20 protein-coding genes and 3 pseudogenes are annotated in these 19406 nt (G+C 37.9%); 19 read left to right on the forward strand and 4 right to left on the reverse strand.

Annotated features, from left to right (window positions below; genetic code table 11):
• Positions 1 to 40: 40 nt before the first annotated feature.
• From ACFVQC_RS13080 to ACFVQC_RS13140, 13 genes and pseudogenes are all read left to right on the forward strand, one after another.
• A pseudogene (locus tag ACFVQC_RS13080) lies at positions 41 to 233 on the forward strand (hypothetical protein).
• A complete protein-coding gene (gene fdhF, locus ACFVQC_RS13085) occupies positions 202 to 3141 on the forward strand; it encodes a formate dehydrogenase subunit alpha (protein ID WP_377898452.1) in 2940 nt (979 codons plus the stop codon). The pseudogene ACFVQC_RS13080 and the gene fdhF overlap by 32 nt, the downstream one beginning before the upstream one ends.
• Before the next feature lie 15 nt (positions 3142 to 3156).
• Entirely contained in the window at positions 3157 to 3639 is a 483-nt protein-coding gene (locus ACFVQC_RS13090) for a helical membrane plugin domain-containing protein (RefSeq protein ID WP_377892698.1), read from the forward strand.
• Positions 3640 to 3792: 153 nt separating this feature from the next.
• Positions 3793 to 4137 (forward strand): Na-translocating system protein MpsC family protein, encoded by a 345-nt coding sequence (locus ACFVQC_RS13095; RefSeq protein ID WP_000041502.1) that lies wholly within the window; start codon positions 3793 to 3795, stop codon positions 4135 to 4137.
• A 16-nt stretch (positions 4138 to 4153) separates the two neighbouring features.
• The gene (gene fdhD / locus ACFVQC_RS13100) at positions 4154 to 4954 is read left to right on the forward strand and encodes a formate dehydrogenase accessory sulfurtransferase FdhD (protein WP_377892700.1); all 801 of its coding nucleotides are present in this window, start codon (positions 4154 to 4156) and stop codon (positions 4952 to 4954) included.
• Between the two features lie 16 nt (positions 4955 to 4970).
• Entirely contained in the window at positions 4971 to 5987 is a 1017-nt protein-coding gene (moaA, locus tag ACFVQC_RS13105; RefSeq protein WP_377892702.1) for a GTP 3',8-cyclase MoaA, read from the forward strand.
• 207 nt (positions 5988 to 6194) lie between these two features.
• On the forward strand, positions 6195 to 6989 hold the full coding sequence (locus tag ACFVQC_RS13110) for a formate channel (protein WP_377892704.1): 795 nt from the start codon (positions 6195 to 6197) through the stop codon (positions 6987 to 6989).
• A gap of 43 nt (positions 6990 to 7032) precedes the next feature.
• Complete coding sequence (locus ACFVQC_RS13115; protein ID WP_377892706.1) at positions 7033 to 8049, forward strand: molybdopterin-synthase adenylyltransferase MoeB; 1017 nt, start codon at positions 7033 to 7035, stop codon at positions 8047 to 8049.
• 19 nt (positions 8050 to 8068) lie between these two features.
• Positions 8069 to 9365 (forward strand): annotated as a pseudogene (locus ACFVQC_RS13120) (molybdopterin molybdotransferase MoeA).
• Positions 9346 to 9810: a molybdenum cofactor biosynthesis protein MoaE gene (locus tag ACFVQC_RS13125; protein ID WP_377892708.1), complete on the forward strand. Its 465-nt coding sequence runs from the start codon at positions 9346 to 9348 to the stop codon at positions 9808 to 9810. Before ACFVQC_RS13120 ends, ACFVQC_RS13125 begins: the two are co-directional and overlap by 20 nt.
• A 4-nt stretch (positions 9811 to 9814) precedes the next feature.
• Positions 9815 to 10051 carry a molybdopterin converting factor subunit 1 gene (gene moaD, locus ACFVQC_RS13130; RefSeq protein ID WP_377892710.1) on the forward strand — a complete coding sequence of 79 codons (237 nt, stop codon included), beginning with the start codon at positions 9815 to 9817 and terminating at the stop codon, positions 10049 to 10051.
• Between the two features lie 48 nt (positions 10052 to 10099).
• On the forward strand, positions 10100 to 10621 hold the full coding sequence (gene moaC, locus ACFVQC_RS13135; RefSeq protein WP_377892712.1) for a cyclic pyranopterin monophosphate synthase MoaC: 522 nt from the start codon (positions 10100 to 10102) through the stop codon (positions 10619 to 10621).
• A gap of 140 nt (positions 10622 to 10761) precedes the next feature.
• Complete coding sequence (locus ACFVQC_RS13140; RefSeq protein WP_377892713.1) at positions 10762 to 11814, forward strand: P-loop NTPase; 1053 nt, start codon at positions 10762 to 10764, stop codon at positions 11812 to 11814.
• A gap of 80 nt (positions 11815 to 11894) precedes the next feature.
• Here the strand turns inward: ACFVQC_RS13140 and ACFVQC_RS13145 are convergent.
• The 4 genes and pseudogenes from ACFVQC_RS13145 to ACFVQC_RS13160 form a co-directional block, all read right to left on the reverse strand.
• Positions 11895 to 12672: pseudogene (locus ACFVQC_RS13145) on the reverse strand (flagellin N-terminal helical domain-containing protein).
• 253 nt (positions 12673 to 12925) lie between these two features.
• Positions 12926 to 13765, reverse strand: coding sequence for a flagellin N-terminal helical domain-containing protein (locus ACFVQC_RS13150; RefSeq protein WP_377898453.1), 840 nt, complete (start codon positions 13763 to 13765; stop codon positions 12926 to 12928).
• Between the two features lie 57 nt (positions 13766 to 13822).
• Positions 13823 to 14659 carry a flagellin N-terminal helical domain-containing protein gene (locus tag ACFVQC_RS13155; RefSeq protein WP_377898454.1) on the reverse strand — a complete coding sequence of 279 codons (837 nt, stop codon included), beginning with the start codon at positions 14657 to 14659 and terminating at the stop codon, positions 13823 to 13825.
• Between the two features lie 77 nt (positions 14660 to 14736).
• Complete coding sequence (locus tag ACFVQC_RS13160) at positions 14737 to 15579, reverse strand: flagellin N-terminal helical domain-containing protein (protein ID WP_377896388.1); 843 nt, start codon at positions 15577 to 15579, stop codon at positions 14737 to 14739.
• Positions 15580 to 15835: 256 nt separating this feature from the next.
• Here ACFVQC_RS13160 and ACFVQC_RS13165 point away from each other — a divergent pair, with 256 nt between their 5' ends.
• The 6 genes from ACFVQC_RS13165 to ACFVQC_RS13190 all read left to right on the forward strand — a co-directional run bounded on the left by ACFVQC_RS13165 (position 15836) and on the right by ACFVQC_RS13190 (position 19373).
• Positions 15836 to 16627 carry a lytic transglycosylase domain-containing protein gene (locus tag ACFVQC_RS13165; RefSeq protein ID WP_377892719.1) on the forward strand — a complete coding sequence of 264 codons (792 nt, stop codon included), beginning with the start codon at positions 15836 to 15838 and terminating at the stop codon, positions 16625 to 16627.
• A gap of 62 nt (positions 16628 to 16689) precedes the next feature.
• A complete protein-coding gene (locus tag ACFVQC_RS13170; RefSeq protein WP_000775712.1) occupies positions 16690 to 16914 on the forward strand; it encodes a flagellar motor switch protein FliN in 225 nt (74 codons plus the stop codon).
• A 14-nt stretch (positions 16915 to 16928) separates the two neighbouring features.
• Positions 16929 to 17915, forward strand: coding sequence for a flagellar motor switch protein FliM (gene fliM, locus ACFVQC_RS13175; protein WP_002086450.1), 987 nt, complete (start codon positions 16929 to 16931; stop codon positions 17913 to 17915).
• Positions 17916 to 17925: 10 nt separating this feature from the next.
• Complete coding sequence (locus tag ACFVQC_RS13180) at positions 17926 to 18285, forward strand: flagellar motor switch protein FliN (protein WP_377892720.1); 360 nt, start codon at positions 17926 to 17928, stop codon at positions 18283 to 18285.
• Between the two features lie 12 nt (positions 18286 to 18297).
• On the forward strand, positions 18298 to 18618 hold the full coding sequence (locus ACFVQC_RS13185) for a hypothetical protein (protein ID WP_000121176.1): 321 nt from the start codon (positions 18298 to 18300) through the stop codon (positions 18616 to 18618).
• Positions 18615 to 19373: a flagellar type III secretion system pore protein FliP gene (locus ACFVQC_RS13190; protein WP_002135432.1), complete on the forward strand. Its 759-nt coding sequence runs from the start codon at positions 18615 to 18617 to the stop codon at positions 19371 to 19373. Before ACFVQC_RS13185 ends, ACFVQC_RS13190 begins: the two co-directional genes overlap by 4 nt.
• Positions 19374 to 19406 lie beyond the last annotated feature (33 nt).

Raw genomic sequence — 19406 nt, forward strand, 5'->3', positions numbered from 1 at the left:
TTTAACGCTATAATTATAGTGTTAAAGATGGAATCGTGATATGACCTGTTATGAATCTATCATTTTATTTATGAATAAATGGACTGGTATTTTAGCAAGATGTGCTAATAAACTACTCCACCATGATGATAACGTGCCAAAAATGTGGTGCGTATATTTTCGTGGTGGAGTTTTTTTTATTCTCAAAAAGGGGGAGTAACCATGAACGACAGCATGGTTCATATTACAATTAACGGCAAAGAATATAGTGCTGAGCTTGGTTCAACTATACTAGGCATTATTAATGAGAACGAAATTGAACATCCACAAATTTGTTACGTGCCGGAAGTGGATCCTATTCAAACGTGTGATACTTGTATTGTAGAAGTAAATGGAAAGCTAGTGCGATCGTGTTCTACAGTAGTGACGGACGGCATGAATATCGAGTTGTCCTCTATTAGTGCGAAGGCAGCACAACATGAGGCGATGGACCGTTTACTAGAAAATCATTTACTGTACTGTACGGTATGTGACAACAATAACGGGAATTGTAAATTGCATAATACGGCAGAATTAATGGAAATTGAGCATCAAAAATATCCTTATGAGCCAAAAGTTGATGTAAGTGAAGTTGATATGTCTCATCCATTTTATCGCTATGATCCGAATCAATGTATCGCGTGCGGTCAATGTGTAGAAGTGTGTCAAAACTTACAAGTAAATGAAACGTTATCTATTGATTGGGAGGCAGAGCGCCCGCGTGTTATTTGGGACGAAGGAGTAGATATTAACGATTCTTCATGTGTAAGCTGCGGTCAATGTGTAACAATTTGTCCTTGTAATGCATTAATGGAGAAATCGATGCTTGGTGAAGCTGGATTTATGACTGGGCTGAAGCCGGATATTCTTGAGCCGATGGTCGATCTTATTAAAGAGGTTGAACCTGGATATAGCGGTATTTTCGCTGTGTCAGAAGTAGAAGCTGCAATGCGAGACACTCGTACGAAGAAGACGAAAACAGTATGTACGTTTTGTGGTGTAGGTTGTTCATTTGAAGTGTGGACGAAGGGCCGTGAAATTTTAAAAGTGCAACCATCTTCTGAAGCACCAGTTAATGCGATTTCTACTTGTGTAAAAGGAAAGTTTGGTTGGGATTTCGTGAATTCCGAAAAACGAATTACGAAACCTTTAATTCGTAAAAATGGAGTGTTCGTGGAATCAACTTGGGAAGAAGCGCTTCATGTAGTAGCGAATAAATTGGGCTCTATTAAAGAAGAGTACGGTAAAGGTTCTATCGGCTTTATTTCTTCTTCTAAAATTACGAATGAAGATAATTATGTTATTCAAAAATTAGCACGTCAAGTGTTCGAAACGAATAACGTTGATAACTGTTCACGCTATTGTCAATCACCAGCGACAGATGGATTGTTCCGTACAATTGGTATGGGCGGAGATGCGGGGACGATTAAAGATATTGCGCAATCCGGTCTCGTTATTATCGTTGGTTGTAATCCAACAGAAGGTCACCCGGTATTAGCGACTCGTGTGAAACGCGCGCATAAACTTCACGGTCAAAAGCTAATTGTTGCAGATCTTCGTAAAACTGGAATGGCAGAGCGTTCAGATATCTTTATTAGTCCAAAGCAAGGAACAGACCAAGTATGGTTAATGGCCATTACGAAATATATGATCGATCAAGGTTGGCATGATGAGCAGTTCATCGACGAGAATGTAAACTTCTTTGAAGATTTCAAAGAAAGTCTTAAAGAATATACGCTTGAATATGCAGAAGAGATTACAGGTATTTCAAAAGAAACTCTCGTTCAAATGGCCGAGATGATTCGTGATGCAGATGGTACGTGTATTCTTTGGGGTATGGGTGTAACGCAAAATACGGGTGGTTCAGATACTTCCGCTGCGATTTCAAACTTACTTCTTGCAACAGGAAACTATCGCCGCCCAGGTGCTGGTGCATATCCACTTCGAGGTCATAATAACGTACAAGGTGCTTGTGATATGGGAACTCTCCCAGGTTGGCTTCCGGGATATCAACACGTTACTGATGATGTAGAACGTGCGAAATTTGAAATAGCTTACGGAGTAAAAATTGATAACAAACCAGGTCTTAATAACATTGAAATGCTTCACGCAATTGATGAAGGTAAAATGAAAGCTATGTATCTTGTTGGAGAAGATATGGCTCTTGTAGACTCTAACGCAAATCACGTACATGAAGTGTTATCAAGCCTTGAATTTTTTGTCGTTCAAGATGTGTTTCTTTCTAAAACAGCTCAATACGCTGATGTAGTATTACCAGCAGCGCCATCTCTTGAGAAAGAAGGTACTTTTACAAATACTGAGCGTCGTGTACAAAGGTTATATCAAGTGCTTCCAACGCTAGAAGATGCGAAACCAGACTGGTGGATCGTGCAGGCAATTGCGAATAAGTTAGGCGCGAACTGGAACTACAGTCATCCAAGTGAAATATTTGCTGAAATGGCAAATTTATCTCCTTTATTCGCACACGCAAACTATGAAGTGCTTGAAGGATGGAACAGTTTCCACTGGGGAAGTTTTGATGGAACGAATACGCCGCTTCTATTCAAAGATGGATTTAACTTCCCAGACAAAAAGGCTCGTTTTGCGATAGCTGATTGGGTACGTCCTGCTGCATTCCCAGCAGAATACGATCTTCACATTAATAACGGTCGTATGCTTGAACATTTCCATGAAGGGAACATGACAAATAAATCAACTGGTATTCAATCGAAAGTACCAGGTGTTTTCGTTGAAGTTTCTCCAGAACTTGCAAGGGAACGTGGAGTGAAAACCGGATCGTTAGTACGCCTTGTTTCTCCATTCGGAGCACTTAAATTACGTGTACTTGTAACGGATCGTGTAAAAGCGAATGAACTGTATTTACCGATGAATTCGACTGATAAAGAATCGGCAATTAATTTCTTAACAGGTCCTGCCGTTGACTTGCGTACAAACACGCCTGCATATAAACAAACGAAAGTGCGTATGGAAGTGTTACAAGTAGAAGGTGAAAATCCGATGCCAAAAACGAACCCACGTAATAAAAAGCGTCACCCTCAAAACGGCATTGAGGTAAATCGCAAGTGGACTCGTCCAGGATACGTACACTTAACGGATAACTAAGGGGGAGAAAAGAATATGGCAGCACCTATTCAAGCGATCCAGAAGCAGGAGCTAACCGAGGAAGAAATTAAACAACAAAAACTCGAAGACTTAAAAGAACTGCTAGCTAATAATGAAGATGCTTTAAATCAAATGTTTAATATAGTAGGTGAACTAAATGACATCGGGATGCTGGAAGCTGCAAATTCTATGCTGAAAGCGAAAGAACCAATCGCAAAAATCGTTCTAGGTCAAGTCACTCGTGAACCAGTTACAAATTTAATTAATAATATGATGGGCGCTGCAGGAGCTTTAACAGAACTTGATCCGGAACTTACTAAAAAACTTATAGGTAGTGTATTAATAGGTATGGATGAAGGGAATCAGCATCTGCAAAGTAATAAGAAAGTAGGAATATTAGACCTTATGAAAGTACTGAAGGATCCAGATATTAATCGTGCTATCGGATTCGGTCTTCATTTCTTAAAAGGTATGGGTAAAGGGTTAAAAGAAGAATAGATAAGCAACAATAATAGTATTTCATATGTTGTTTGCGTACTTGAGATAATTGTCTAAGATGATCCATTTCGTCTCATTATTAAATAGTTTAGGCGACGAAATGGTCATTTTGTTAAAATAGTTGTGATGGAATAACTAGGAAGGAATGAGAGTATGTCAAAAATGGTACATGAATTTAATGATATGATCCGAAAGCTTCGCAAAGAGTTGTTCGGGAAAGGACCGGAACGAATTCATACTGTATTTACTGAAAACATGGCGATTGCTACACTTTATGGGAATTTGACACCTACAGAGAAATTTATTTCAGGAACTATGGATGGGGCGGAAATGGTTCATATGGCTCGAACAAAAATGATTCAAGAAGTGTATGCGGCTAATCCTCATGAACATTTAGAAGAACTTGTTGGGGCGAAGTTAGTTCATCTATTTTCTGATATGAAAGTAGATGAAGATATTGCAGTTTCCGTGTTTGTTTTTGATAAAAATATAACGTGAGAGAAGGATGCTCATCGTGAAATCGATTCAGGTGGAACGGGAAATTTTTAAATATGAGCAAGGGGAATTTAAACTTATAGAGGACAGCATTGTAACAGAGTTTCCTGTTACGGTTAAAATTAACGGCCAGGAATTTGTTACAATGGTTAGTACTCCAGAGTATATTGAAGATATGGTAATTGGCTTTTTAGCTTCGGAAGGCATTATCCGAAAGTATGAAGATATTGATGAAATATGGGTGCAAGAAAAAGAAGGCTATGTACATGTGAAAACGACGAAAATCAACCCTTATTATCGTGACATGCAAAACAAACGTTATATTACTTCGTGCTGTGGAATGAGTAGGCAAGGGTTTGTTTTCGCAAACGATGCGCTGACTGCGAAAAAAATGAATGATATTCGCGTAAAAATCTCTGCCGAGGATTGTTTTCGGTTAATGAATGATATGCAGCAATCTGCGTCTACGTTTCAACATACAGGCGGCGTTCATAATGCAGCTTTATGTGATGTGAACGGAATTGTTTTAAGCCGCATGGATATAGGAAGACATAACGCTTTAGATAAAATTTACGGCTATTGTTTAAAAAATAACATTTCGATTGGTGATAAAATTATTGTTTTTAGCGGACGTATCTCTTCTGAAATTCTATTAAAAGTTGCGAAAATTGGCTGTGAAGTAATATTGTCAAAATCAGCTCCAACTGAGTTAGCATTAGAGCTAGCGGAGCAGTTAGGGATTACTACAATAGGCTTCATTCGTAATAAATCTTTAAATGTATATACGCATCCAGAGCGAATTGTAAATATAAATAAGTAGAAACGAGGCAATAAATATGAAATCTGTTACATTAGACAAATTGGATCGTCCTTTAAAGGACTTGCGTATTTCTGTTACTGATCGTTGTAATTTTCGCTGTCGATATTGTATGCCGGAGGAAATATTTGGTCGTGATTATTCTTTTTTGTCTAATGATAAAATTTTATCTTTTGATGAAATTGAAAGGATTACACGTATTTTCGTTTCTTTAGGTGTAAGAAAGTTACGCATTACTGGGGGAGAGCCTTTACTCCGAAAAGGCCTACCTGAACTCATACAACGGTTAAACGAAATTGAAGGAGTAGAGGATATTGGTTTAACGACAAATGGATCATTACTTAAAAAATTTGCTCCGGATTTATATAAGGCGGGTTTATCTCGTGTGACAGTTAGTTTAGACTCGTTAAATGAAGAGCGATTCTCTTATTTAAATGGGAATAGAAGTAAAGTGAAAACGGTTCTTGCAGGAATACAGGCTGCAGCGGAAGCCGGAATGAAAATTAAAATGAACATGGTTGTTCAAAAAGGGAAAAATGAACAAGACATCGTTCAGATGGCAGAGTACTTTAAAGAGAATAAGCATATCCTTCGGTTCATTGAATATATGGATGTCGGAAATTTTAACGGCTGGGAATTAGGCGAAGTAGTTTCTAAACAAGAAATAGTAGAGATGATTCATAAAGTTATGCCGCTTGAACGTATTGAAGCGAACTATCCTGGTGAAGTTGCGACACGTTATCGCTATATCGGTAGTGATGAAGAAATAGGAATTATTTCATCTGTAACAGATTCGTTCTGTTCATCATGTACAAGAGCACGTATTTCCGCAGAAGGAAAATTGTATACATGTTTGTTTGCTTCTAAAGGAAACAATCTTAAAGAATTACTTCGTTCTGGATATACGGATGAGGAAATTACTAATATTATTCGTGACATTTGGAATAATCGTTCAGACCGTTATTCAGATGAACGGTTAAGCAATACGAATAAAAAAACATCTCGAAAAATTGAAATGTCGCATATCGGTGGCTGAGAAACTACTATAAATGTAGATTCTCTTTGTTAAAGTAAATAGTGGACAGTGTGCAAATTTTGTACACTTTCTATGAGTATAGTAAAAATGATGATTGATATTTCTGTAAGAGATATGCAGAGAGATTAAGCAGCATTCAAAAATCCTTACGATGTTAAGGTTTTTTGGTGCTGCTTTTTTTAGATGAGAAAAATGGAGGAATTGGTTATGGCATTTCATAAACCGGAACAAATCGCGGCGCTTGTGATTGAATCCGGTGTTCAAAAGGTAAGGCAACCGCTATCCGCAATGCTTATTCTTGGTTTTTTAGGAGGAGCATTCATTTCGTTAGGATTTTTACTTAATATTCGGGTTCTAGGTAATGTACCGGAGCAATGGGGGAGTTTAGTCAATTTTATAGGGGGAGCGGTTTTTCCTATTGGACTTATGCTCGTTGTTTTAGCAGGAGGAGAATTAATTACGGGAAATATGATGTCAATGGCTATGGCCCTTTATGCGTGGAAAATTTCATTGAAGCATGTGTTAAACAATTGGGCTTGGATCACTTTGACTAACTTTGTAGGTGCGCTTTTCGTAGCGTATTGTTTCGGTCATCTTGGTGGGCTAACTGAGGGTGCGTATTTAAATAAAACGATAGCGATAGCTCAAGATAAGTTACATGAATCTTTCGGGAGAACGTTAATTTTAGCAATTGGTTGTAACTGGCTCGTTTGCCTTGCGATTTGGTTAGCTTACGGAACGAACGATTTGATCGGGAAGATTGTTGGAATTTGGATTCCGATTATGGCCTTTGTCGTAATTGGATTTCAGCAAGTGGTAGCGAATATGTTTGTCATTTCGGCAGTTATTTTTGCGGGACACCTTACATGGATGGATCTTGCGAAAAACTTTGTTCCTGTCTTTATCGGAAATGTAATTGGCGGAGCTGGATTTGTTGGATTCGCTTATTTTTCTTGTTATCAGAAACAAAGTGCTACCGAAGAAGATGTATTGAAAAAATAATAGTAATTGAAGCGGATTTTCTAAATGAAAGGAAGGATACCTCATGATAGAACGGTATTCACGACAACAGTTGTTCACTCCTATTGGAAAAGAAGGGCAAGAGAAGATTAGAAATAAGCATGTATTAATAATAGGGGCAGGTGCATTAGGAAGTGCCAGTGCAGAGGCGTTTGTACGTGCAGGTATCGGGAAATTAACGATTATTGATCGTGATTACGTAGAATGGAGTAATTTACAGCGGCAACAACTTTACGCTGAAAGAGATGCGATAGAAAAGTTGCCAAAAGCAATTGCAGCGCAGAATCGTCTCAAACAAATTAATTCAAACGTGCAAATTCAAGCTCTTGTAATGGATGCAAGAGTAGATAATATGGAAGCTTTATTAGATGGTGTTGATGTCATTATTGACGCAACAGATAATTTCGATATTCGTTTTGTGATCAATGACCTATCACAAAAACACAATATTCCTTGGATTTACGGTTCTTGTGTCGGATCGTATGGCATGAGCTATACGATTATTCCAAAGAAAACACCGTGCTTACATTGTGTGCTGAAAAGTGTTCCTGTTACAGGAGCGACATGTGACACAGTTGGAATTATTAGTCCAGCTGTGCAAATTGTCGCAGCCTATCAAGTAGCAGAAGCATTCAAAATTTTAGTAGAAGATTACGCAGCAATTAGAAAAACTTTTTTAATGTTTGATATATGGAGTAATCAACATCATTCTATCAAAGTAGGAAAAATCAAAACAGAAGACTGTCCTTCGTGCGGAACAAATAGAACTTATCCTTATTTATCTTACGAAAACCAAACGAAGACAGCTGTTTTATGTGGAAGAAATACAGTTCAAATTAGACCGGTGCATAATAGTCATTACAACTTTGATGATTTAGAAAAAGTATTAAAAAAACACGGGAAAGTAGAGCGGAATCCGTATTTGCTCTCTTGCCAATTAGAAGAGTATCGCATCGTCATTTTTCATGATGGTCGTGTATTTATTCATGGCATGAATGAAATTCAAAAAGCGAAACAACTATACTATCGGTTATTAGGGTAATAGAGAGGGATTGGTAATGATGGAAAGAAGAGTGCCAATTACAGTTGAAGAGGCTGTTCGTAAATTGTGGTGTAAAAGAACTAGTACCACTGGAATTAGCATACGGACGTACGTTAGCAGATGATTTAATAGCGGATCACGATGTCCCTTCCTTCGATCGCTCGCCATATGATGGATTTGCTATTAGGGCAGAAGATACGAAGTGGGCAAGTCGTGAGAATCCAATTGTATTTGAAGTAATTGGTGAAATTGGAGCAGGTTCTGTATTCGATAAAGAAGTAGAAGCGTTGCAAGCAGTTCGAATTATGACAGGGGCACAAATTCCGAAAGGATGTAACGCGGTTGTCATGCTAGAACTCACTCGTCATCGTCAATATGAGAATATCGGAAAAAGCTATATGGAAGTGAGGCGCTCATTTAAAGAAGGGGACAATATGTCCTTTCAAGGTGAAGATGCATGTAAAGGAACCGTTCTCGCAAAAAGGGGTTGTTACATTAATCCAGGTATTTCTGCTCTTCTTGCTACATTCGGTTATAGCGAAGTGCCAGTAGCGAAAAAGCCTGTAATCGGACTATTAGCGACAGGGAGTGAACTTCTCGATGTAAATGAAGAACTACAACCTGGGAAAATTCGAAATAGTAATACGTATATGATATCGTCTCAAATTCGAAGAGCTGGTGGAAGAGTAAAATACTTCGGGAAGTTTAGCGACGATTTGAATACGTGCTATGAAGCAGTGAAAAGAGCGTTAAGCGAAGTTGATATGCTAATTACAACTGGCGGTGTTTCAGTGGGAGATTACGATTATTTGCCAGTGATATACGAAAAATTAGGTGCATCAGTTCTTTTCAACAAAGTTGCCATGCGGCCGGGAAGCGTCACAACAGTAGCGCAATTAAATGGGAAATTGTTATTCGGATTATCAGGTAATCCATCTGCTTGTTACGTAGGTTTTGAGTTGTTTGTAAAACCTAGCATTCGTACGTATATGTTTAGCGAAACACCATATGTAAAACGAGAAAAAGCAATGCTCGGAGAAGATTTTCTAAAACCTAATCCATTTACAAGATTTGTACGAGCGAAGCTGAAGTATAACGAAGGACGACTAGTCGCTTATCCTTCAGGGTTTGATAAATCTAGTTCCGTTTCTTCATTAGCAGAATCAAACATTTTTATTGTACTACCGGGCGGTACGAGAGGATATGAGAAAGGGATGTTTGTAGACGTTCTTTTATTAGAAGATAACGAAGGTAGTGAATGGCCTTGGACATTCCGAAAAGTGGGGAGAGGTTTTGATGGGACAAGCACAATTTGAAATTGTAGATACTCCGATTGTAGTGGAAGAAGTAACGAATAAAGTAGCAAGACGAGAAGCAGGAGCCATTACAGCTTTTATTGGAACGGTTAGAGAATTAACGAAAGGAAAAAGAACGTTACACCTTGAGTATGAAGCATATAAACCGATGGCGGTAAAAAAGCTTACTGAAATTGGAGAAGAAATTAAGAAACAGTGGCCGGATGCGAAAATAGCAATCACGCACCGAGTAGGCCGACTAGAAATAATGGATATCGCAGTTGTCATTGCAGTATCGTCGCCACATCGTAAAGTGGCATATGAAGCGAATGAATACGCAATTGAACGTATAAAGAGAATCGTCCCAATTTGGAAAAAAGAATTTTGGGAAGATGGAACGGAGTGGATTGGAGATCAACTTGAAAATACTCCCTATCCAGAAGGAAAACCAAAGAAAGAAGAATGAGAGAATGATTACAATTTTACTGTTCGCAAATTTACGAGAAGAAGTCGGCTCAGAGAGATTAGTAATAATAGAAAAACGAGAGATGAATGTTCAGCAATTGAAAAAATGGCTGAAAGATCACTATCAATTACAGACGCTAGATAAAGTTATGGTAGCGATTAATGAAGAATTTGTAACGGACGAAGATATCGTAAAAGCCGGAGATACAGTAGCGTTTATCCCCCCTGTAAGTGGAGGTTAATTCTTTCTATTTGAATATCAAATCTTTCATACGTTAAGGAGGATTATTATGAGTGAGTTTTCGCACTGGAACGAAGAAGGAAGAGCAAAAATGGTTGATATTTCTCAAAAAGGTATTTCAACACGTACAGCTGTTGCGCAAAGTACAATTTCTTTATCAAATGAACTATTTGAAGCAATTCAAAGTGGTGGATTGAAAAAAGGAGACCCGCTCCAAGTAGCACAAGTAGCTGGAATAATCGGTGCTAAAAAAACAGCGGATATTATTCCGATGTGTCACCCGATATTAATCCAAGGAACAGACTTTACGTTCCATTATGAAAAGAAAACTGATGGCTATGAATTAATCATACGAGCGACAGTAACATGCAGCGGTAAAACAGGTGTAGAAATGGAAGCATTAACGGCCGTATCAATCGCCGCCCTTACTTTTTACGATATGTGTAAAGCTGTTGATAAAACGATGGTTATGAAAGAAACATATTTAGTTCAAAAAACGGGCGGGAAAAGCGGAGACTTTTTTCATCCCGCATTAACGGGCAGTAAGACTCCCACCTCCAAATTCGGCTGAAGCAAAGAAGCTAGGTGGGAGATCAACTGCCCGTAAAAGCCCGATTGGTTCAACTAATAATCAGTGGGGGATGGACAAAAACCCCCACTGATTAAAGTTTCACTTTATAACGTGAAATAATTACAATGGAAGGAATGTGTATGATGATTACTCACGAACAAATTATGAACGCGTTAAGCCATGTAGACGATCCAGAGTTACACAAAAGTATTGTGGAATTAAACATGGTCAGAAATATAAAGATAGATGGTACAGAAGTTGGGCTAGAAGTAGTTTTAACGATACAAGGTTGTCCGCTAAAGGCGAAAATTCAACAAGATATTGAAGACTCACTTCGAAACATTGGAGCATCGAAAGTTTCTTTAACATTCGGCTCGATGACACCGGAAGAACGAGCAACATTAACAGCATCGTTAAAAAAAGAGGCTAGAACAGAAACAGGTATGCCTAGTATGCTCCGACCTGATTCAGGGGTGCATTTTATTACTATAACGAGCGGAAAAGGGGGAGTCGGAAAATCAACTGTGACGATTAACCTCGCTACTGCGTTAGCTCGTATGGGGAAAAGGGTTGGGATTTTAGATGCAGATATATACGGATTCAGTATCCCAGCTATGATGGAAACGAATGAAAAGCCAATAATGATTGATCAAACAGCAATTCCCGTCGTTAGTCACGGTGTTAAAATTATGTCGATGGGATTCTTTACAGAAGGTAATAACCCAGTAATGTGGCGCGGACCGATGTTAAACAAATGGATACAAAACTTCCTTGCGAACACGCACTGGGGAGAATTAGACTATCTCCTTCTTGATTTACCACCTGGAACAGGAGACGTTGCAATAGATGTCGCTGCAATGATTCCGCAGGCAAAGGAAATTATCGTTACAACGCCTCACAATGTAGCTTCATTTGTCGCGTCTAGAGTAGGAGTCATGGCAAAACATACGAAACACGATATTTTAGGTATCGTTGAAAATATGGCATATTACGAAGAACAAGATGGCTCAAGAAACTATCTCTTCGGAAAAGGCGGTGGTGAAATGTTAGCAGAACAACTGCAAACAGAAGTAATCGTCCAAATACCGTTTGCGAAGCGTGAAGAAAATAATGGCTCATGTGTATATGATGAAGATTCACTCGTTGGAGAGATGTTTACTTCTTTAGCGGAAGATCTCATTTATAATGGCTAGGTTGATAGAAAAGAGGGATACATAGTACGCATGTATCCCTCTTTTTATTTTTTATGGAGTTATTTCAATAGTTTTAAAGATTATATTAAAGACTGCAATAACTTCGAAACCATTTGCGGAATTTGATTTGCTTGTGAAACCATAGTAAGTGCAACTTCAGTTAATAATTTAAACTTTAAAAAGTCGCTCATCTCTTGCGCCATATCCGCATCTTCAATTCGAGAAGCAGCATCTATTAACGCTGTACTTTGGCTATTTAAATTTTCTATATTAAACTGTAAACGGTTCATCATAGCGCCAAGATCGGCACGATGAAGTGATACATTTTGCAAAGCCTCTTCAATTTTACAAAACACCGTTCTTGCATCTTGTTCTGTTGAAATGTTGATGTCATGTTGTGTAGGGGAAGGGGGAATATGTTTCGTGATATCTACTGTATGACCAATATCATCTAACGTAACAGGACGGTTTTGACCGTCAAATACAGATAATTGCCTCACCAATACAGCCAATTTGTTCAGTTAAAGATTGAAACTCTTTATTCAGTGCATCCCGGTTTGTATTTGAATTTGTACCGTTCGCAGATTGAACAGCTAAATCACGCATCCGCTGCAAAATATTCGTAACAGTTTGAAGGGCATCTTCTGCCATGCGAAGCATCGATATCGCATTCTCATTATTACGAATCGCCACTTGTATACCACTCGCTCCCGCATGCATACGAGTCACAATAGCTACATTCGCTGGAGTATCAGAAGCAGTATTTAACTTCTTACCAGTCGCCATCTTCATGCGCTTCTCATTCTCATACAACGACTGGCTAGCATTCATACTCAAAACATTCGTACCAATACGCATAATAGACACTCCTTATAGATTGATATAGTTAGTGTTCTAAAAGTAATAAACGGCTATGGAAGGATAAGAAGACTTATGCTTATTTTATCTTTTTGTTTTAATACAAGGGATGAGGGTAAAGTAAGCCCTGGCCGCTACTAAATATGGCTAGAGCTTCTATTTAAGCAAAAGAGAAGTCTTTAATCTGTTTATATAGAAAAAATAAACCTCTCCGCAAGCAGAGAGGTTTATTCATGAAACTAATTCAAATGGCTTATTGTAATAATTTAGAAACCATTTGTGGAGTTTGATTTGCTTGAGAAAGCATGCTGATGCCTGCTTCGTTTAAAATCTTGAACTTGGTCATGTTAGACATTTCTTTTGCCATATCAGCATCTTCAATTTGAGAAGCAGAAGATGCCATATTAGTAGCTTGGCTCGTTACGTTGTTTAAGTTATGGTCTAAACGGTTTAATTGAGAACCGAAAGTTGCTCTTGCGTCAGCAATACCTTGAATAGCAGTGTCAAGAGCTGTGATTTCAGCTGCTGCAGTTGTAGCAGTTAAATTCTTAACTGCATCATCTGGATCAGGTCCAACTGCTAACTTATCAGTTGTTATAGACTTTGTTTGGATAGCTGCGATTGTCATTGTATCACTTGAAGCATCAGAAAGTTGAATCGTGATATCTTTCCCACCAGGACCACCTAAAAATGCGTTACCATTGAAATTTGTTTTATCAGCAATATGATTAATTTCTTGTGCTAATGCTTGATACTCTTTGTTCATAGATTTGATATCTTTATCGTTGTTAGTACCGCTTGATGCTTGTGTTGCAAGATCACGCATACGAAGTAAGATGTTTGAAACTGAACCTAATGCAGCGTCACCAGTACGTAAAGCAGACATAGCGTCTTGTGTGTTACGTGCTCCAACGTTTAAGCCGCCTTCTTTCGCACGCATACGAGTAGCGATAGCTAAACCAGCTGCATCGTCAGCGGCACTGTTAATTGATTTACCGCTAGATAAACGGTTCATAGATGTATTCATTTTGTCTTGGTTTTGTCGCATGTACTCTTGTGTACGCATGCTGTTAATGTTTGTGTTAATTCTCATGTTAAGAACCCCCATTAGTTTTTAATTGTTTATAAGAAATCTCTCTTTTTAAATGGCTTATTGTAATAATTTAGAAACCATTTGTGGTGTTTGGTTAGCTTGAGAAAGCATGCTAATACCAGCTTCGTTCAAGATTTTAAACTTTGTCATGTTAGACATTTCTTTTGCCATATCAGCATCTTCAATTTGAGAAGCAGAAGATGCCATATTAGTAGCTTGGCTCGTTACGTTGTTTAAGTTATGGTCTAAACGGTTTAATTGAGAACCGAAAGTTGCTCTAGCGTCAGCAATTTCTTGAATAGCAGTGTCAAGAGCTGTGATTTGAGCTGGTGCAGAAGCTGCATTTAAAGCCTTATCTGTGCCTGTAGCTGTAGGTGTAGCTAAAGTTGCAGTTGTTATAGCTTTTGTATCGATAGCTGTGATTTTCATTGTATCACTTGAAGCATCAGAAAGTTGAATCGTGATATCTTTCCCACCAGGACCACCTAAAAATGCATTACCATTGAAATTTGTTTTGTCAGCAATATGATCAATTTCTTGTGCTAATGCTTGATACTCTTTGTCCATAGATGCGATATCTTTATCGTTGTTTGTACCGCTTGATGCTTGTGTTGCAAGGTCACGCATACGAAGTAAGATGTTTGAAACTGAACCTAATGCAGCGTCACCAGTACGTAAAGCAGACATAGCGTCTTGTGTGTTACGTGCTCCAACGTTTAATCCGCCTTCTTTCGCACGCATACGAGTAGCGATAGCTAAGCCAGCCGCATCGTCAGCTGCACTGTTGATTGATTTACCGCTAGATAAACGGTTCATAGATGTATTCATTTTGTCTTGGTTTTGTCGCATGTACTCTTGTGTACGCATGCTGTTAATGTTTGTATTAATTCTCATGATAAGAACCCCCATTAATTTTTAATTATTTAAAAGAAAACTCTTTATATACTACAGAGAGTATATGTTCAAATGGCTTATTGTAATAATTTAGAAACCATTTGTGGTGTTTGGTTAGCTTGAGAAAGCATGCTAATACCAGCTTCGTTCAAGATTTTGAACTTCGTCATTTCAGACATTTCTTTCGCCATATCAGCATCTTCAATTTGAGAAGCAGAAGCTGCCATATTAGTAGCTTGGCTCGTTACGTTGTTTAAGTTATGGTCTAAACGGTTTAATTGAGAACCGAAAGTTGCTCTAGCGTCAGCAATATTTTGAATAGCATCGTCAAGTTTTGTGATTTCACTTGCTGCATTTGTAGCATCTAATTTCTTTGTTCCATCAGTTGAAGCTGCTAACTTATCAGTTGTTATAGACTTTGTTTGGATAGCTGCGATTGTCATTGTATCACTTGAAGCATCAGAAAGTTGAATCGTGATATCTTTACCCTCATCAGGATTCGTACCTTTATTTAAAAATGCATTACCATTGAAATTTGTTTTGTCAGCAATATGATCAATTTCTTGTGCTAATGCTTGATACTCTTTGTCCATAGATGCGATATCTTTATCGTTGTTTGTACCGCTTGATGCTTGTGTTGCAAGGTCACGCATACGAAGTAAGATATTTGAAACTGAACCTAATGCAGCGTCACCAGTACGTAAAGCAGACATAGCGTCTTGTGTGTTACGTGCTCCAACGTTTAATCCGCCTTCTTTCGCACGCATACGAGTAGCGATAGCTAAGCCAGCCGCATCGTCAGCTGCACTGTTGATTGATTTACCGCTAGATAAACGGTTCATAGATGTATTCATTTTGTCTTGGTTTTGTCGCATGTACTCTTGTGTACGCATGCTGTTAATGTTTGTATTAATTCTCATGATAAGAACCCCCATTTTTTTATATTGATTTTTCTGTTAATTGATAAACGTAAATATGCAAAAAAATCAATTTCGAGATTAATTGTAATCCTTGGTATATATCGTGTCAACGATTAATTGTAATTATTGAATATAAAAAAATGATAATTTTCTATTTGTTCATTTTTTTATTACAATATTATCAAAAGGATTATTGCAAACTTTTAAAAAAAACTCTAATATATAGAATATCTTTGTTTACTGAAAAGGTGATATTATGGTAGTTGGAAATATAGTAAAAGAAGTTCTTGCATATAAAAAAGGACAAATTCAGCAGAAGCTAAGCAGTCCACAAGCATTCGTTAGTAGTCGTTTTCAAGAGAAGTTGCAGAGTGAACCTGCGAAGGAGTCGAAGGTTACTACGCAGCCGGCAAAAGTAGAAGATATGAGTCAGCCGGTACAATCTATGAAAATAGAAACGGTTGTTAATAAACCAGAAGAATCTATTAATAAAGTAGAGGAAGCGAGTAAGCCTGAGGAGACGGAGAAAGCTGAAACGAAGCAAGTAGATGAAGTGCAAGTTGCACAAAAAGAGTTTGAACGACGTTTCCCAGAAACGAAAAATGAGCCTGCTGATATGTGGGAATTAACGAAGAAGTATAATATTCAAAAAATACGTTCTTCCAATGAAGGTAAGTATGAGGATATTATTGATCGTGTAAGTAATACATATGGAATTCCGAAAACGTTAATTCAAAAAATGATTGAAGTGGAGTCTAATTTTAATCCGAAAACGGTGTCACATGCAGGGGCGATGGGGTTAATGCAGCTTATGCCAGCGAATGTGAAAGAGATGGGTATAAAAAATCCATTTTCACCAGCTGAAAGTATTGAGGGCGGTGTGAAAGAGTTAAGTGGTTATTTAAAGAAAAATAACGGTGATCTCGTATTGGCGCTTGCTTCTTATAATGCTGGTCCTGGTAATGTGAGAAAGTACGGAGGCGTACCGCCATTTAAAGAAACGCAAGGATATATTAAAAAAATATTAAATATCGACGTTTCAAAATAAGAAATTTCATATATAGAGAGAACATGAAATTTTTGTGAACATGATATGGGAGTTGGCTAGATTTGAAATTACAAGATGATATTCCGTTAACAATTTATTTTGAAATCGGAAATACGAAAAAGAAAATTGAAGATCTGCTTCATATTACGAAAGGTACATTGTATCGTCTTGAAAATTCAACGAAAAATACGGTGCGTCTTATGCTTGAGAATGAAGAGATTGGAACCGGAAAGATTTTGACGAAGAATGGGAAAATGTATGTCGAAATCGTTGAATTGAAAAGGTAGGGAAGGGGATTATCATGAGTGGCGAAAAATTAAGCCAAGAGCAAATTGATGCCCTGCTGAAGGCGGTAAATGAAGGCGAGGAAATGCCAGCTTTCGCACAAGAAGCAGGGAAGCAAGATAAATTTCAAGAGTATGATTTTAATAGACCGGAGAAGTTCGGTGTTGAGCATTTACGTAGTTTGCAGGCGATTGCGTCTACATTTGGAAAGCAGACGTCACAGACGTTGTCAGCTCGTATGCGTATTCCAATTGAACTCGAGCCTTCAACGGTTGAGCAAGTTCCATTTACGAGTGAGTATGTAGAGAAAATGCCGAAAGATTATTATTTATATTGCGTGATAGATCTAGGTTTACCAGAACTTGGAGAAATTGTTATTGAGATTGATTTAGCGTTCGTTATATATATTCATGAATGCTGGCTTGGCGGAGATAGTAAGCGTAACTTTACGATGCGCAGACCGTTAACGGCGTTTGAGTTTTTAACGCTTGATAATATATTCTTGCTACTTTGTAAAAATTTAGAGCAATCATTTGAAAGCGTTGTTGCGATTGAACCGAAGTTTGTAACGACGGAGACAGATCCGAATGCGCTGAAGATTACAACGCCAAGCGATATTATTTCATTACTGAATGTAAATATGAAAACAGAGTTTTGGAATACGACGGTTCGTATTGGTATTCCGTTCTTATCTGTTGAAGAGATTATGGATAAGTTAACGTCTGAAAATATTGTCGAACATTCTTCAGATAAGCGTAAAAAATATACGTCTGAAGTAGAAGTGAAAGTAAATCAAGTGTACAAACCTGTTCACGTTGCGATTGGTGAGCAAAAGATGACGATTGGTGAGATTGAGAAAATTGAAGAAGGCGATATTATTCCGCTTCATACGAAAGTTTCAGATCAACTACGTGGTTATGTAGATGGGAAACATAAATTTAATTGTTTTATTGGGAAAGATGGAACGCGTAAGGCGCTCCTATTTAAAAGTTTTATAGAGTAGGAGGATCCATATGAAGCATGAAGTATCTCCTGTGTCATTAATGGGATTAGAAGAATTTGCAGGGAAGCGAAATGAAGCGGGTAAAGCGCATATTGATACCGTTTCGGATATTTTGATTGAACTTGGTGTAAAGCTTGGGAAGTCATCGATTCAGCTTGGCGATGTGAAACAATTAAAAGTTGGCGATGTTCTTGAAGTAGAGAAAAATTTAGGACATAAAGTAGATGTATATTTAAGTGATATGAAAGTCGGTATTGGTGAGGCAATAGTAATGGACGAGAAGTTTGGCATTATTATTTCTGAAATTGAAGCTGACAAGAAACACGCGGCGCTTATGAAGGCGCAAAATCAAATGCAGGATAAAGAGTAGAGGAGGAGTCATATGTCGTATATGACGACCTTATTTCAAGTCGTTTTACTGTTTGGTGCGCTCGGCTATGGTGCATATTATATGACGAAAAAGACGCGCAAACAGCAGTTTTTTAAGCAAGGTGAAAACGGCCATATTCAAGTGAAAGACGGTGTTTATTTAAATCATCAAACGAGCGCCTTTTTATTTGAAGTGGACGGGAAGCAAGTGTTTACTGTTATAAGTAATAACGGTGTACAATCTGTGCAATTAACAGGAACAGGAAATCAGTTTCAACAAGCGCTAGAAGACGCGGTGAAGAGTGAAACGAAAAAAGTAGAGGATCCATCATGAGAATAAAGAAACAGTTATCGTTATTTGCCGTTATTTTCGTATTTTCTATTATTTTTTCAATTGTTTTTGTAAATCCAGCGTATGCAGCCCCGAACGGTTTTATTAATTTCGAAAATGGAAAAGAGTTTACGAGTAATTCAAGTGTACAACTATTCGCACTCGTTACCCTTCTATCATTATCTTCTTCTATCGTTCTTTTATTTACGCATTTTACTTATTTTATGATTGTTCTTGGGATTACTCGTCAAGGGCTTGGGGTTATGAATTTACCACCGAACCAAGTGCTTGTTGGACTCGCATTATTTTTATCGCTGTTTACAATGCAGCCAGTGCTTGGTCAATTAAAGAGTGATGTGTGGGACCCGATGACGAAAGAAAAAATAACAGTAAGTCAAGCTGCGGAGACGACAGCTCCGATTATGAAAGATTATATGTCGAAGCATACGTATAAGCATGATTTGAAAATGATGCTGAAAGTGCGTGGAGAAGAGTTGCCGAAAGATTTAAAGGATCTTTCATTGTTTACGCTTGTGCCATCCTTTACGTTAACGCAAATTCAAAAAGGGTTACTTACAGGGATGTTCATTTATTTAGCGTTTGTCTTTATTGATTTAATTATTAGTACACTTTTAATGTACCTTGGGATGATGATGGTACCGCCGATGATTTTAAGTTTACCATTTAAAATACTCGTTTTCGTATATTTAGGTGGATATACAAAAATCGTCGATATTATGTTTAAGACGGTCGCCTGAAGCGTTTGATGCTATGTGATAGGAGTCATATAA

The sequence above is a fragment of the Bacillus sp. NPDC057893 genome (genome assembly GCF_042796455.1).
Classification (GTDB): domain Bacteria; phylum Bacillota; class Bacilli; order Bacillales; family Bacillaceae_G; genus Bacillus_A.

Coding starts and splice junctions, on each gene's coding strand:
- ACFVQC_RS13140 (WP_377892713.1), top strand. CDS start 10,762: ATGATGATTACTCACGAACAAATTATGAACGCGTTAAGCCATGTAGAC.
- fdhF (WP_377898452.1), top strand. CDS start 202: ATGAACGACAGCATGGTTCATATTACAATTAACGGCAAAGAATATAGT.
- ACFVQC_RS13190 (WP_002135432.1), top strand. CDS start 18,615: ATGAGAATAAAGAAACAGTTATCGTTATTTGCCGTTATTTTCGTATTT.
- moaD (WP_377892710.1), top strand. CDS start 9,815: ATGATTACAATTTTACTGTTCGCAAATTTACGAGAAGAAGTCGGCTCA.
- ACFVQC_RS13160 (WP_377896388.1), bottom strand. CDS start 15,579: ATGAGAATTAATACAAACATTAACAGCATGCGTACACAAGAGTACATG.
- ACFVQC_RS13095 (WP_000041502.1), top strand. CDS start 3,793: ATGTCAAAAATGGTACATGAATTTAATGATATGATCCGAAAGCTTCGC.
- ACFVQC_RS13110 (WP_377892704.1), top strand. CDS start 6,195: ATGGCATTTCATAAACCGGAACAAATCGCGGCGCTTGTGATTGAATCC.
- ACFVQC_RS13125 (WP_377892708.1), top strand. CDS start 9,346: ATGGGACAAGCACAATTTGAAATTGTAGATACTCCGATTGTAGTGGAA.
- ACFVQC_RS13155 (WP_377898454.1), bottom strand. CDS start 14,659: ATGAGAATTAATACAAACATTAACAGCATGCGTACACAAGAGTACATG.
- ACFVQC_RS13090 (WP_377892698.1), top strand. CDS start 3,157: ATGGCAGCACCTATTCAAGCGATCCAGAAGCAGGAGCTAACCGAGGAA.
- moaC (WP_377892712.1), top strand. CDS start 10,100: ATGAGTGAGTTTTCGCACTGGAACGAAGAAGGAAGAGCAAAAATGGTT.
- ACFVQC_RS13115 (WP_377892706.1), top strand. CDS start 7,033: ATGATAGAACGGTATTCACGACAACAGTTGTTCACTCCTATTGGAAAA.
- ACFVQC_RS13165 (WP_377892719.1), top strand. CDS start 15,836: ATGGTAGTTGGAAATATAGTAAAAGAAGTTCTTGCATATAAAAAAGGA.
- ACFVQC_RS13185 (WP_000121176.1), top strand. CDS start 18,298: ATGTCGTATATGACGACCTTATTTCAAGTCGTTTTACTGTTTGGTGCG.
- fliM (WP_002086450.1), top strand. CDS start 16,929: ATGAGTGGCGAAAAATTAAGCCAAGAGCAAATTGATGCCCTGCTGAAG.
- ACFVQC_RS13180 (WP_377892720.1), top strand. CDS start 17,926: ATGAAGCATGAAGTATCTCCTGTGTCATTAATGGGATTAGAAGAATTT.
- moaA (WP_377892702.1), top strand. CDS start 4,971: ATGAAATCTGTTACATTAGACAAATTGGATCGTCCTTTAAAGGACTTG.
- ACFVQC_RS13150 (WP_377898453.1), bottom strand. CDS start 13,765: ATGAGAATTAACACAAACATTAACAGCATGCGTACACAAGAGTACATG.